Raw genomic sequence first — 14,138 nt, forward strand, 5'->3', positions numbered from 1 at the left:
GGGTCAAGAATGAGCAAGTTAAATATACTCTTTATCACAAAAGACACCAGTCGATTTATTGAAAAATCAAGTTTCCATTTGTTTCAACAACTTCAAAGAGATGTGAATGTAGAAGTATGGAGTGAACATGCTTCTGTACAATATATTCTTTCACACGTTCAAAGGAAACCTGATTTCATATTATTTAATGATATCCATAAGAACTATAGTCCTTTTATAAGCGGACTTGAGAGTTTAGAGATACCTTCAGGGATGATTGTTCACGATTTGCATTATAATCCTAGACTTCGTGAAAGGATAATGAAATTAGACTGCTTTAAGGTTTTATTTCCTCATTATAAAGAAGCTTTTATTAAAACGTTTCCTTCATTAGAAGAAAAAATGCACTGGTTCCCACATCATGTGAATGAGGATGTTTTCAAAGATTATCAACTTATGAAGGAAACAGACCTTTTAATGGTAGGTGCAAACTATCCGCATCTTTATCCTCTTAGAGCTCAGATTATGAAAGAGATGAAAACACTACCTGGAATTAAGACATTCAAGCACCCTGGGTATCGTGATATTCAAAAGTATGAGACAGACATTATCTCAGGCATAGAATATGCAAAAGAGATCAATGCGGCAAAGTTGTTTGTTACTTGTGACTCTATCTATCATTATCCGCTTTTAAAGTATTTTGAGGTATTGGCATCAAATACTTTGCTGTTAGCGCCCGGATCACCTGAATTACAGTCACTGGGGTTTATAAATGGTCAAACCTTCGTTGAGATTAATAACAATAACTATCAAGAAAAGATCCACTATTATTTAAGTCAAGATGAAGAACGCACAGCAATTGCTAAACAAGGATATGAGATGGTTCATAAAAATCATACCTCCAGAGTAAGAGCGAAAGAATTGATCAACAAAATACAAACTATACTTGAAAGGAAAAATTAAATGGATAAAGTAACAATTATTATCCCTTTTTACAACTGTACTTATATTTCACATGCGATACAAAGTGCGTTGAATCAAACGTACAGAAATATTGAGATCATTGTCGTAAACGACGGATCGATTCAACATAACGAGAAATTAGAACGTTTTAGAGATCAAGTAACCATCATCTCAAAAACCAATGGCGGAACGGCAAGTGCATTAAATGCTGGCCTACAAGCTGCTAGTGGTGATTTTATTTGCTGGTTAAGTTCTGATGACATCTTTCTTCCGCAAAAAGTAGAACTTCAGGTAGCTTTTATGAAAGAGGTAGGGGCATTAATCAGCAGTACAAACTTCAAACTTATGAATGAGGATAACGTACTTACCAGTTCGACGCTAGGTTTTGATAATACAGATTATTTAGCTTTTCTTAAAGTAATGAGAAGAAGCTGTGTAATAAACGGCTGTACGGTCATGATGGATAAAAAGCTTATTTCTCAAATAGGATACTTTGATGAACAGCTTCCAAGTACACAAGATTATGATTATTGGTTACGCGTTCTCTGTTCTGACATCAAATTTTATCATTATAATCAGCCTCTAACCCATTATCGTGTGCACAGTAAAATGGGTTCAGAGACACGGAAATCGTCAATCGGTAAGGAAGTGAAGCTCGTCTCTAAAAAATACAAAAGAATGATGACTCAACAAATTATACAACGAATAAAGAACATGTAAAAAAAGCCCCTGTATGGCGCTTTTTTTATTTTTTGTTATTTTAAGATATTCTTGAATTCACTTGCATAGGTGTCTAGGTTAAAGACATCTAGGTGGTTATACGCTTGCTCGATAATACTTGTTCGTAATAGGTCGTTGTTTAAGAGCTCTAATGCCTCAGGTACTGCGGTTTCAATCTTTTCATTCGTATAAAATTTTCCGGTTGTATTATGAGTGATGAATGCTTTTACGCCATCTGAATCAGAAGAGAGTACTGGGCATCTGCAACTCATCGCTTCAATGACAGCATACCCGAATCCTTCTACTTTAGATGTAGATAATAAGAACCCTCCAGAATCGCCAATCATAGAAAAGTAGTTGGCCATCTGTTTATGTGGAACATTCGCATGAAGTTTTAATGAAGAGGTTAACCCCATCTGAGTAACTCGTTTGTTAAACCGCATCCGTTCTTGTGGATCTCCTAATGTATCGTCTATGAACATCCAAAACTGAGTGTCAGGCTTATGTTTTAAGAAACGAAAAGAAAACTCTAAATAATCTTTCCAGTTCTTATTCTCTTCAATTCTACCTACCCATCCTACAATTGGAAAACGCGGCGCTTCTGAGGAAACATAACGAAATTCATCCTTATCAAAACAATTATGAAAGCAATATTTAGGCGTAGCGGGATAATAAGCGTGAATTAGGTTGATGAGATGAGGCGTATTTGGGAAGAGTATTCCGTTCGAATAAGTTACAACGTTTGTCTTTGCTTGTAGCAGTATCTTTTCGGCGCTTTCGTAACTACCCAATCCTTGCACCTCATAGATTAGCTTCCCTGTAAACCCAAGTGTTCTTATCCGCTGAAGCAATCCGATATCTGAGCAAACGAAGATGGCATTAAAACCATCCTTTATTATTCTCTTAATCTCTTCATCCTCATTCGTGATATAAGTAGGAATCTCTGAAATATTCTGCATGCCTGTACCATTCTGCAGGTAAAGAAGGTGACAGTCGATGCCATGCTTTTTAAGTGCTTTGCATCGTTGACGGTTTAATGTTTCCATCCCACCGCTAGGTAGATAAAAAACAAACAAAATTTTAGCTGTGATCATACGTTAGCTCCTTTTAAATTCTATAAGCCATTGTATGAATCCATAGAAAAGATGTTCTAAACACTCACTTTAAAGGGGTGCCTTTTTTTGTTTGTACAGGGTAGGGGTCTAGTCCACATTGGGAATACAATCATAGTTTAATATAAAGTTTTAATTTTAATTATGGAAGGAGAGTTTCATTGAAAATAGTAACTATTCTTGGAACACGTCCAGAAATCATTCGGCTAAGTTTGATCATCAAAAAACTAGATCAATTAGCAGATCAACATATTTTGATTCACACAGGTCAAAACTTCACACCTTCATTAAATGATGTGTTTTTCCAAGAGTTTCAACTAAGAAAGCCAGACTATATTTTAATGAAACAACAATTTTCTTTCGGAAATCAAATTGCACATCTGTTTTCAGAGTTAGAGAAAATCTTGTTACACGAGAAGCCAGATAAAGTTTTGGTTCTAGGTGACACGAACAGCGCTCTTTCTTCTATTGTTACAGAAAGGTTGAACATACCGGTCGTTCATATGGAAGCGGGTAACAGATGTTTTGACTTGAATGTACCAGAAGAAAAAAACAGAAAAGTAATTGACGCCATCTCTACCTTTAATCTGCCATATACCAAATACAGCAGAGAGAACTTAATAAGAGAAGGTGTTCCTGTTAACCGAATCATGGTGTCAGGTAACCCGATCTATGAAGTGTTAACTCAATTTGAAGAACAGATTGATACTAGCAAAATTCTAGAAAAATTAAATGTTTCAAAAGGAAAGTATATGTTGGTCACAGCTCATCGTGCTGAGAACGTGGACAATCACGTTCATTTAAAAGAAATATTAACAGGTTTAAATTTAGTTGCTGAACATTTTAAGATGCCTATCATCTGTTCCATTCACCCACGGACGAGATCAAGAATACTAGAGAGAGGTACGTTAAAGATGCACCCATTCGTACAGTTTCATGAACCCTTTGGATTCTTTGACTTTGTAAAGTTAGAAAAGCACGCATTCTGTGCACTAACAGATAGTGGGACCGTTCAAGAGGAATGTTGTTTGTTTCAAGTACCGACTGTAACGATGAGAAATAGTACTGAACGGCCAGAAACTGTTGAGTGCGGCAGCAATTGTGTGTCGGGTGTTTCAGCACAACAAATCTTGGCTTCAGTAAAAGTAATGACAAATCAGAAGAAGCAATGGTCCATTCCAGAAGGCTATGGAGATTTAGATGTTTCAGATCGAGTCGTAAAGTTTATTTTAGGAGGAAATAGTATTGTTTAATAAAAGAATTTTAATTACGGGGGGCACGGGATCTTGGGGTCATGAGCTAGTCAAGCAGCTCCTGCCAAAAGAACCAAAAGAAATCATCGTCCTCTCACGTAATGAAGCAAGTCAAGTAGCTATGCAAAGACAGTTTGATTATAATCCCAAGCTTACCTTTATGATTGGTGATATTAGAGATAAAGACTCCTTAATGAGAGCGAGTGAAGGCATAGATTATATCTATCATCTTGCAGCATTAAAGCATGTACCGATCTGTGAGCTTCAACCTTATGAAGCACTGAAAAGCAATATTCAAGGAACACAAAACGTAATCGAAACAGCCATTCATCATAAGGTAACGAAAGTGATCTATATTTCAACTGACAAAGCAGCGAACCCTTCTAACCTTTACGGAATGACGAAAGCGATCGGTGAAAAGTTAATCATTCATGCTAACCTATTAAGTAAACATACAAGATTTGTTTGTGTAAGAGGTGGAAATGTTTTAGGTACGAATGGCAGCGTTATTCATGTATTTAAGAGTCAGATCAAGAACAAAGGACAAGTGGGCATTACTGATTTTGAAATGACACGTTTCTTCTTAACCTTAGAAGAAGCGATCAGTCTTTTATTTAAAGCCACTTATGAAAGTGTTGGCGGTGAGATCTTTGTTATGAAGATGCCTACGTGCAAGATTACTGATTTAGCGCAAGTTCTTATTGATGCTTCAGGAGAAAAAGGCGTAAAGATGATCGAGCTTGGAAAACGTCCAGGAGAGAAGCTTCATGAGATCCTTTTATCTGAATACGAAAGTGCAACAACTGTCCTCTTTGATAACGAATATTTCGTTATTCTACCAACAATCGATATTGAAGGTTTGAATCAGCGCTATGCCTCTTATGAAAAAGTAGAGCTTGAAAGTTATAGTTCTGAGACTGATCTGATGACGAAGGAAGAGATTCATAAGATGCTCGTTGAAGGTGGATTTCTGTCTTGAAGATCATGATTTTAGGAGCGAATGGGATGGCGGGTCATATGATCGCCTCCTATTTCAAAACAAAGACAACACATGAGCTCCTTCTGACTTCTAGAGACGGGACGGAAGGTCATATTCAGCTCGATGCAAAGAACCTAACGCAGATTGCTGAAGTTGTGCAGCATCACAAGCCAGATCTAATCATCAACTGCATCGGTCTTTTAAATGAGTACGCGGCCATTCATCAAAGAGAAGCGATCCTGGTTAATAGTCTACTCCCACACGAGTTAGCATATCAGCTAAATGTGTATGGAGGAAAACTAATCCACATTAGTACAGATTGTGTGTTCAGCGGGCACCAAGGCAACTATAATGAGGAATCTGTACCAGATGGATTATCGATGTATGCGAAAACGAAACAGCTTGGAGAAATAAAAAAACAACCACATCTAACGATTCGAACCTCTATTATTGGTCCTGAACTTAAAAATGGTATCGGTTTATTTCATTGGTTTATTCAACAGAAGGGAACCATCAAAGGTTTCACCCACGTGAAATGGAACGGTGTCACAACGTTAGAACTTGCTAAATTTATAGATCATACTATCAAGAATCCAATAACTGGCCTTTACCACTTAACCGCTCCAGAGGTTCTTTCAAAGTATGAACTATTAAAGATTATCAAGGATATCTATCAAAAAGACGACGTTGATATTATTCCGCATACCGAACCACGATTAGATCGAACGCTCTTTAATACGAGGTTAGATTCTGAATATAAAGTGGCATCTTACGAAAAACAGGTGCAAGATTTAAAGAATTGGTTGAAATGAAAAAAAAGATTATAATCACGGGTGCAGCAGGATTTACGGGGAATTCTGCTTGTCAGTACTTTGCAGATAAGGGATATGATGTGATAGGTATCTCTAGAAGTGACTTAGCTGAAGTAAAGGTGCGTGTTGTTACCTGTGATCTATTAGACAAAGAAAAGGTGTCGGAGATCTTTGACTTCTATAAACCTGATTTTTGTTTGCATCTAGCAGGTGTGAATTCTGTACCTCGCTCATGGAATGACCCTTCATCAACGATTGAAGCTAACGTACTCGGTACCGTTTATTTATTGGAAGCCATCCGTAAAGCCGTTCCATCGTGTCGTACCGTAATTGTAAGCTCAGCACTTTCAGGAATAGATCATCCTTATGGTGTGAGTAAAAAACATCAAGAACAACTTGTAGCAGACTGGGCAAATCTGTTTGATCTTCAACTTATGATAGCAAAACCATGTAACTTGATCGGACCAGGCAGATCACCTGGTTTCGTTTCTTTTTTAGCAAATCGTATCATTCAGCTCGAATCGTCAGGTGATCATAGTCCCATCAACATCAGCCACCTCCAAAACGAACGAGAATTCTTAGATGTAAGAGATGCGATAGCTGCTTATGAAGTTCTTTTAAAAGCAGGAAATAGGAATGTGACCTATGAGATAGGTTCAGGAAAGATGACAACATTGCTAGAGATTCTTGATATCTTCCAAACATTAACAAAAGAAAAACTTACGATCATAGAGACGAACGATACTAAAGACTTGAGTCCTCGTGTTATGAACTCAGAGCTGATAAAAGATTATAACTGGCAAACTGTTTATCCCTTAGAACTCTCAATTAAACAAATTCTTTCCTACCACAGATCGGTAGGTTCATGAATAAATACACGAAGAAAATGCGCCCCTAATTGGTGGGACGCATTTTTTTATTTCATACGTTTATGGTAAAGAGCCATATTCATCCAATGCATATTCTCGGCATTAGCATGTTGACTAAAGAAATGGTTTACTACTTGATCGTCTGATACACCGCTCAAATCTTTTTGAATTGCCTTTAGCTTATACAGTACCGCATATGGTTGAGTGGTTTTTTTGAAGGCATTATTCTCATATCGACTTCCTTTAATAATAGGTCCTGGAAATAATCGATCTCGGCGTTCATACCAAATTTTATGATTCGTCACTAACATATCTGTTTGAGAAGGTAGTGTTTCCATTCTTAACACCATCTGCTCAAGCGCTTGTGGATCTAGCCAGTCTTCTCCGGTCATAAATAGAACATACTCACCGATACAATAATCGAGGGCGATTTCAATGGAACCTGCTTTTCCGCGATGATTTAGCAGTAAGGGGACCATTCTCGATTCGTGTGTTTTATGAATTGAATCAGGAGTGAAATCGGTCGAACCGTCATCCACTACTACGATCTGAAAATCGCTTAACGTTTGTTGAAGAATGCTGTTCAATGCATGGTCGATCGTTTTCACATGATTATGCGTATACAGAAGAATACTCACTTTTGTAAGCTTTCCGATTCGCTTTTGAATATCGATACTGCTTGCCATACTCTCCATCGTTAGTTGCTCTGGCGGAATGTTTGTCGTTAGGGCATATCTGCCATTAAAGCGATATTCCATAATATATTCACGCAGGAGCACGAAATCGCCATGCTGTAGCAAACGGATCCAAAAATCATGGTCTTGTACGTTAGGGAAATCTCCTCGATAGCCTCCAGCTTTTGAAAAAGCTTCACTTCTGAACAAGAAAGAAGCACCAATGAAACAATTCTGGAAGATCTCTTCTTTTTTCCTCGTCATAAAATGCTCGACATATTCATACCAAGCCTTTGTATAAGTGATCGGTGTCCCATGTTGATCGATTCGTCTATAAAAGGAATACACCAATACGGTTTCTTTCGATGCTTGATCCATCGTATCGACTAATCGCTCTAAAAAGTTTGGATCATGTCTGTTATCACTGGAGATCCAAGTAAGATAAGGACAATCTAGAAGGAGTTCAAAACCCTCATTCAGTGTAGGAGAAATTCCAAGGTTCACCTTTCGATCCACGATCTCATAGGGAATGGTCAAAAGTTTACTAGCTTCATTTATGGCAGTGACCGTTTCATCATTAGGTCCATCAAGCACGATTACAAGTTTAAAATCACGAAAAGTCTGTTTTTCCACTGATTCTATACATTCAAATATATACTCCCTTTCCTGATGATAAACGGGGAGTACAACGCCTACTTTCACTAAAGTTCCTCCTAAGTTCAATTGCTCTATGATTGATAATGTCATAGTGCGATACAAGCATTCTATTCAACTTTCCATAAATGGGACTGGTTATTTTGGTAAAAAAATTTCATATTATTTTTAGAGAGTTTGGAATAATGTTTTACAGTTTTTTTTTAACTTTGAAAAGTTGATTGTGGAAGGTGCGAGACTCCAAATGGTGCAGAGCGCCTAGATGGCTCACCGCACCCCCCGCGGAAAGCGAAGCAACCTGGAATGGAAATCAACTACATTCAATGTGAATACACTCACAAAACTTGTCTAACCTTCATACACTAGTAATGATTAGCAAGAGCTAATTGATTAATAGTTGAGGTGAAATTCATGCTCCTTCTTCCTCATGGTGGAAGTTTAGTCAATCGACAGTTTACTAATGTCGAGTGCAATCAAAACCAAATAAAAATTGAATTAGATGCGATCAGTTTATCTGATTTAGAATGTATTTCTAACGGTGCATTTAGTCCTCTTGATTCGTTTATGAACAAAGCCGATTACGAAAGTGTTGTAAATGGAATGAGGTTGTATAACGGACTTCCTTGGAGTGTTCCTATAACATTACCTGTTACAGACGATAAGGCTAAACAATTAATAAAGCAGCAAGAAGCGTTACTGATTTATGAAAATACGGTCTATGGAAAAATAGAAATTACGGATATTTATAAACCTGACAAACTTTTAGAAGTGAAAAACGTCTATCGTACAGAGGATGTGTCGCATCCAGGGGTACAGAATGTATTAAATAGAGGAAGTTGGTATGTCGGAGGAAAGGTTACGTTGGTGAACAAACCTCCACGAAAAGTGGATTCTAGCTATTATTTGAATCCTAAAGAAACGAGAGAACAGTTTAATAAGAACGGATGGGAAAAAATCGTTGGCTTTCAAACGAGAAATCCCATTCATCGTGCACATGAATATTTACAAAAAACAGCTCTAGAACAGATGGACGGGCTGTTATTGCACCCGTTAGTAGGAGAAACAAAACAAGATGACATACCTGCAGAAGTTAGAATGAAATCTTATGAAACACTTCTCCAACATTATTATCCTAAAAATCGCGTTCTTTTGGGTGCCTTTCCAGGATCAATGAGATATGCAGGTCCGCGTGAAGCGATTTTTCATTCTATCATAAGAAAAAATTATGGATGCAGTCATATTATTATAGGAAGAGATCATGCAGGAGTAGGCAATTTTTATGGTCCTTATGATGCTCAACATATTTTTGCTGAGTTTAATAAGGAGGAGATCGGAATAACCCCTATTTTCTTCGAGAATAGTTTTTATTGTACAAAATGTGGAGCGATGGCTACGATTAAAACTTGTCCGCATGATGAAAAAGACAGACTTATTCTATCTGGAACGAAAGTTAGAGAAATGCTTAAAAATAACGAGCCGATCTCACCTCATTTTAGCCGCAATGAAGTCATCTCAATATTACGTGATTATTATGGTGAATAAACGTTAAGGAGGCTAAAGAGTTGAATCAAGAAGATAAGAATATAACATGGCAACAGCATAACGTAACAAAGGCAATGAGACAGAAGCTTCATGGTCATAAAAGCTTTGTACTTTGGTTTACAGGCCTATCTGGTTCTGGGAAATCAACGATAGCTTCCGAAGTGGAGAAGATGTTATACAAAAGAAAGCACAGTACCATGTTGCTTGATGGGGATAATGTTAGACACGGATTAAATCGAGATCTAACTTTTTCAAAAGAAGCAAGAACCGAGAACATTAGAAGGATTGGGGAAGTTGCAAAGCTTTTTGTGGAGAGTGGATCGATTGTTTTAGTTGCAGCTATTTCTCCTATTGCTGCAGATCGTGATGCTGTTAGAAGTTTGTTTACTCGTGAAGAATTTGTAGAAGTATATATAGATTGCAATCTTATAGAATGTGAAAAAAGAGATCCAAAAGGACTTTATAGAAAAGTAAGAGAAGGATTAATCACTAATTTCACGGGTATTTCTGATCCATATGAAGCACCGGTTTCTCCAGAGATCATTGTGAAAACAGATCTTTTAGAAGTAAATGAAAGTGCAGAACATATCATACAATACTTGATCGCAAATCAATATATATCCTAATGGAAAAGCTGCACCCCGTAAGGGTGACAGCTTTTTTAGTTGGATTTATTAGGTTTCCATGTTACTTTGCCGCATGAGCTGCAGCCCTTTTTTACAGGAGGATTTATCAAAGACTGATTCTTTCCTGCATTGTTCAATTTCTTTGTCTTGATCTCAGCATAAAGCTTTTGTAGATCTTCTTTATTCACGTATGATCTCTCCTCTTAATTGAATATCTTAGCGCAATGCCATTATATTCTCAATCAGAGGACGGGGTGTTCTTATTCGGTTGAAATGGTCGAATGACTGATGTTTTCTTTGATTCAGCCGTATTTCTATTAAAAGGTTGGATCGTCTTTTCAGTAGCGCTGTTTGATTTAAAAGGACTGATCGGACTTGCATTTCTTGATAATGACTTGACTTGTTCATAGGGCTTTGGAATCTGGTTGGTGATGAGTGAACCAGCAGAAGAAAACGGTCGAATTTGCGGAACAGTCGCTTTTGGTGTATCTAATCTTCTGTTAACAGGCTTCTGTTCAGTTGCCTCATAAAAAAGATCTTCCCTCTTGTTTTGTACAGGAGAAGAAGGCGAGGACTTCTGATTAACTTCCACAATCGGACTTTCATCCATTTCATCTACTATTGGGATTTGAGCGGCTGCAAAGTAAGAGTTAATAGGCTTTAAGACTTTGTTCGCACATGAAAAGAATGTGGATTCTGAAACGGAAGAAAGAGATTCAAATGAAACGCGTAGAAAGGTTTGAATGACCAAATAACTGATCCATTCTACAACTTTCTCTTCATAAGAAGGTTGGACCGCTAAGAAGAGAGGTCCATCTTTTCTTTTTAATGTGATTCCCTTGTGAATACCCGCTTGAACGGGCAACCTGAATGTAGGAGAAGGGTTTAAATAATACAGTTGTTTTTCAGGTGTATTCAGTGCCAGTGGCATAGGATGACCGCTATGGAAATCTACATAAAAACGGTGATCACATTTAACATGGTCATCGGTTGTCATCCTGATCCCTGTATGGCTCAAGTGCTGATGGAGTTCTCTAACTTTCTTTTGTGATAGCCCTTGAATACCAAACATAAATGTAGAAAGAGCGCCTGAAATCGTTTCTCCATCATCCGAGATCTGTAATCCCCAATAAGGCAATAAAAGACTTAATGCCTCATATTCTATAGATGATAACTCACATACCTTCTGATCTTGATACCAGATTGGTCTCATGATACCTTCCTCCTTAACGCTTATCTATAAAAATAGGCTTTCGTTCTTGTGTCATAACCCACTCTATTTCCATAGTATGTATGGAATCTTCAGATCATGATGAGGAAAGGAAGGGAAACAATGGGAAATAATCATAAACACTTGCAGGATGAGTGTATCCGCGTTCAGAAAGTTTACGACTGGGTGACTGATACACTAAACGTAAGAAAGACCGTTTCTTTTACTCCTGAACAAATCGTAGCTATAGAAGAAGCATTGGATGATCCTTCACGCCGACCGTTAAGATTAGTTACGAAAGTACCTAAAACTCCTCCAGCATTCCCGCTAACAGGTGAAACAAGTGAAGCAGCATGCCCTGAACTATATCTATGCGAGCAAGTTGGAGAAAAGAGAGATGTTACTGTAGCACTTCACGGAGGTTTTTCTGAAGCACAGCTAGTAGAGCTACTCTTTACAACAGATATCAAAGTTCAAGTTGTAGACCGTAACGGAGTAATCGTTGTAGAACAGTTGGTTAATGCATCCGTATTTGAATCTTTCGTGTTGTGTTATCCAGATGGAACAGACTTATATTGCCGCATAACTAAAATCTTTGCTCGCATCCCAACAGGAACGGTATTGTTGAATAGTCCATCTCCAACTTCATTCGTTGTAGACATTACGTTCTGTGTGGATATCCAAGTTGAAGCAGAAGTTAAACTAGAGGTACTAGCGAAGTTCTGCTCACCTCGTGAAAATGACCTAAATGCAGAGGAAAGCGAGGGAGAAATGTGTCCAGAGGTAGTGTTTCCGCAACAATGCCCGGACATATATCCCAGGCCAGGCTGCCTGTGTAGATCACGAGGAACTGCTAGCGGATTAACGTGTGAAGAGGATGGAGCTTCAGAAGCTGGCAGAGTAACGATATCGGTTGAAATCTGCCCGAATTATAACCTGTCAGGAAGCAGATTCCAATTATCTTTAAACGATACAGGATATACAGCTACTGAATTCACTCAAGATACTCTCAGCTGTGATGAATATGCTGGTGGACTAAGATTAACTGTTTCAGGAAGAGGAACGCTGGATGCTTCTGGTGAACAGTATAAGTTTAACCTAGCTATTGTCGAGACAGCAGATGGAAATCAATTTGAGGTAGAACTTATTGACAGAGCAGGAAATAAGGTATTTACTACGGGTGTTGTAAAAGCAGATTCTGGAGAAATCGCTATAGAAAATTGCTTACAACATCAATAATGAATAGATCTGAAGAACAGAAAGACCTGAAGGCAATCGCCTCGGGTCTTTCTTGTTCATGAAAAAAAAGTGAACGAATAATAATAGCTTACATACAATAGGGAAAGAGCCTAATTATGCAAGGGGGAAGATGCATGGGGACAAAGGATAAATTAAGTTATGAGCGGCTCGTTTCTAGGGTGGACTATTACAAGGAAAAAGCACTTGATCTTGAAAAAAAGCTCGTATTCGCTGAAGAGACCATCGAAAGACTTGAAAAAGAGACGAACAATGATCGATCTCTTAAGATAATTGAAGAAAACGAAAAGGAACTTCTAGCACTAAGAAAACAAGTTGAAGAACTCACAAAAAAATTAAGGCGTTTAGAAGAGCATGAGATGGAAAAAAGGATGCAGAGCTACGAAGAATTATTGAAGAGCATTCAAGATGAAATGAACGATAAAGACCAACAGATCGACCTGTATCAACAACGTATCAAAAGTATGGAAAAGCGGATCAACATTAACCGCACATCTGAACCGGTCTTTGAAGAGCTCGATACTGACAATAATCATTCAGAACCTCAGAAAAAAGAAGGATTCAATAGTGCGTGCTATTTCGACTATTCGGTAATTTTCACAAAAGATAAGAAGGGCTTTATTAGAGGTTCGTTCTTTATCGAGAATACTGGGACAGAGACATTGGAGAATCCTTATATTTGTTTCAGATTTCAACCTGCAGAGGCTTGTGCGTTAAAAGGGAAAATCATCTCTTTGATCGCATCACCTACACAGGAAGAGATGACACAGTCTATTTGGATGTACATGGATAATGAGTGGGCAGAAAAAGCTAAAGAACGGGGAGAAATGTGGATCTGCCCGTTACGTGAAACCACATTTAAAAGTGGTGATAAACTCTCTTTGGATGATTTCCAGATTCCTTTTAAGAGTGGGATCGATGATAACATTACGGTAGAAGCATTTGTTTATTTTCATAAACAAAATTATCGAACAAAAGCAGTTAATCATATAGCGATTAACTTTTAGTGAGACAGCCTATAACCAACTCGTCAGACTTGCATATGATGTACTATACGAGGAGGTTGTAACATGGAAGATTGTTATTATTGTAAAAGGAAGAAGAAGAAGCATAAAAAACATAAGAAGGTTTATGCTGATAAAGTAATCATCAAAGCAGATAAAGTTATCATTCATGAAAAGAAGGTAGAGTGCGAATCAAGCTCTAGCAAATGGGAGTCTAGTCATAAACATGAGTCTAGCCACAAACATGAGTCATCTTCTAAACATGAATCTAGCTCAAAGCATGAGTCTAGCTCAAAGCATGAGTCTAGCTCAAAGCATGAATCTAGCTCAAAGCATGAATCTTCTTCAAAACATGAATCTTCTTCTAGCTCAAGCTCAAGTTCCAGCTCAAGCTCTAGCAATAGCTGCCATTATGATCCTTGGATCTAAGCAATCCAAATGTTTCTTTAGAGTACTCTCAACGGAGTGCTCTTTTTTTTAGTAG

Annotated in this window: 15 protein-coding genes; 11 read left to right on the top strand and 4 right to left on the bottom strand. The window is 37.8% G+C overall.

The window, feature by feature from the left end; genetic code table 11:
- Positions 1–9 precede the first annotated feature (9 nt).
- Positions 10–942: a glycosyltransferase gene (locus ABE65_RS07615; RefSeq protein ID WP_066393177.1), complete on the top strand. Its 933-nt coding sequence runs from the start codon at positions 10–12 to the stop codon at positions 940–942.
- The gene (locus ABE65_RS07620) at positions 943–1,662 is read left to right on the top strand and encodes a glycosyltransferase (protein ID WP_066393181.1); all 720 of its coding nucleotides are present in this window, start codon (positions 943–945) and stop codon (positions 1,660–1,662) included.
- A 35-nt stretch (positions 1,663–1,697) separates the two neighbouring features.
- Here ABE65_RS07620 and ABE65_RS07625 read toward each other — a convergent pair whose 3' ends face one another.
- Positions 1,698–2,756, bottom strand: coding sequence for a glycosyltransferase family 4 protein (locus ABE65_RS07625; protein WP_066393184.1), 1,059 nt, complete (start codon positions 2,754–2,756; stop codon positions 1,698–1,700).
- Positions 2,757–2,935: 179 nt separating this feature from the next.
- On the opposite strand from ABE65_RS07625, the gene wecB reads away from it, so the two are divergent.
- From wecB to ABE65_RS07645, 4 genes are read left to right on the top strand one after another with little or no spacing between them, the layout of a single operon-like run.
- Entirely contained in the window at positions 2,936–4,027 is a 1,092-nt protein-coding gene (gene wecB / locus ABE65_RS07630; RefSeq protein ID WP_066393186.1) for a non-hydrolyzing UDP-N-acetylglucosamine 2-epimerase, read from the top strand.
- A complete protein-coding gene (locus tag ABE65_RS07635; protein ID WP_066393189.1) occupies positions 4,020–5,006 on the top strand; it encodes a polysaccharide biosynthesis protein in 987 nt (328 codons plus the stop codon). Before wecB ends, ABE65_RS07635 begins: the two co-directional genes overlap by 8 nt.
- Positions 5,007–5,011: 5 nt before the next feature.
- A complete protein-coding gene (locus ABE65_RS07640) occupies positions 5,012–5,818 on the top strand; it encodes a dTDP-4-dehydrorhamnose reductase family protein (protein ID WP_330998127.1) in 807 nt (268 codons plus the stop codon).
- Positions 5,815–6,687: an NAD-dependent epimerase/dehydratase family protein gene (locus tag ABE65_RS07645; RefSeq protein ID WP_066399907.1), complete on the top strand. Its 873-nt coding sequence runs from the start codon at positions 5,815–5,817 to the stop codon at positions 6,685–6,687. Before ABE65_RS07640 ends, ABE65_RS07645 begins: the two co-directional genes overlap by 4 nt.
- Positions 6,688–6,734: 47 nt before the next feature.
- Here ABE65_RS07645 and ABE65_RS07650 read toward each other — a convergent pair whose 3' ends face one another.
- Positions 6,735–8,063, bottom strand: coding sequence for a glycosyltransferase family 2 protein (locus ABE65_RS07650; protein ID WP_066393191.1), 1,329 nt, complete (start codon positions 8,061–8,063; stop codon positions 6,735–6,737).
- A 363-nt stretch (positions 8,064–8,426) separates the two neighbouring features.
- Between ABE65_RS07650 and sat the strand changes: the two genes are divergently transcribed.
- A complete protein-coding gene (gene sat / locus ABE65_RS07655; RefSeq protein WP_066393196.1) occupies positions 8,427–9,557 on the top strand; it encodes a sulfate adenylyltransferase in 1,131 nt (376 codons plus the stop codon).
- A 20-nt stretch (positions 9,558–9,577) separates the two neighbouring features.
- Positions 9,578–10,183, top strand: coding sequence for an adenylyl-sulfate kinase (gene cysC / locus ABE65_RS07660; protein WP_082861348.1), 606 nt, complete (start codon positions 9,578–9,580; stop codon positions 10,181–10,183).
- Between the two features lie 35 nt (positions 10,184–10,218).
- Here cysC and ABE65_RS21835 read toward each other — a convergent pair whose 3' ends face one another.
- Both ABE65_RS21835 and ABE65_RS07665 read right to left on the bottom strand, forming a co-directional pair.
- Positions 10,219–10,371: a hypothetical protein gene (locus tag ABE65_RS21835; RefSeq protein WP_153238649.1), complete on the bottom strand. Its 153-nt coding sequence runs from the start codon at positions 10,369–10,371 to the stop codon at positions 10,219–10,221.
- A gap of 50 nt (positions 10,372–10,421) precedes the next feature.
- Positions 10,422–11,396 carry a hypothetical protein gene (locus ABE65_RS07665; protein ID WP_066393197.1) on the bottom strand — a complete coding sequence of 325 codons (975 nt, stop codon included), beginning with the start codon at positions 11,394–11,396 and terminating at the stop codon, positions 10,422–10,424.
- Positions 11,397–11,516: 120 nt separating this feature from the next.
- On the opposite strand from ABE65_RS07665, the gene ABE65_RS07670 reads away from it, so the two are divergent.
- The 3 genes from ABE65_RS07670 to ABE65_RS07680 all read left to right on the top strand — a co-directional run bounded on the left by ABE65_RS07670 (position 11,517) and on the right by ABE65_RS07680 (position 14,135).
- Positions 11,517–12,632, top strand: a complete 1,116-nt coding sequence (locus tag ABE65_RS07670) for a BMQ_0737 family morphogenetic spore coat protein (RefSeq protein WP_066393200.1) — start codon at positions 11,517–11,519, stop codon at positions 12,630–12,632.
- A 134-nt stretch (positions 12,633–12,766) separates the two neighbouring features.
- Entirely contained in the window at positions 12,767–13,657 is an 891-nt protein-coding gene (locus ABE65_RS07675) for a hypothetical protein (protein WP_066393201.1), read from the top strand.
- A gap of 223 nt (positions 13,658–13,880) precedes the next feature.
- Positions 13,881–14,135, top strand: a complete 255-nt coding sequence (locus ABE65_RS07680) for a hypothetical protein (protein WP_066393203.1) — start codon at positions 13,881–13,883, stop codon at positions 14,133–14,135.
- Positions 14,136–14,138: the final 3 nt, after the last annotated feature.

Origin of the sequence: Fictibacillus phosphorivorans (assembly GCF_001629705.1) — a bacterium.
GTDB lineage: Bacteria > Bacillota > Bacilli > Bacillales > Fictibacillaceae > Fictibacillus > Fictibacillus phosphorivorans_A.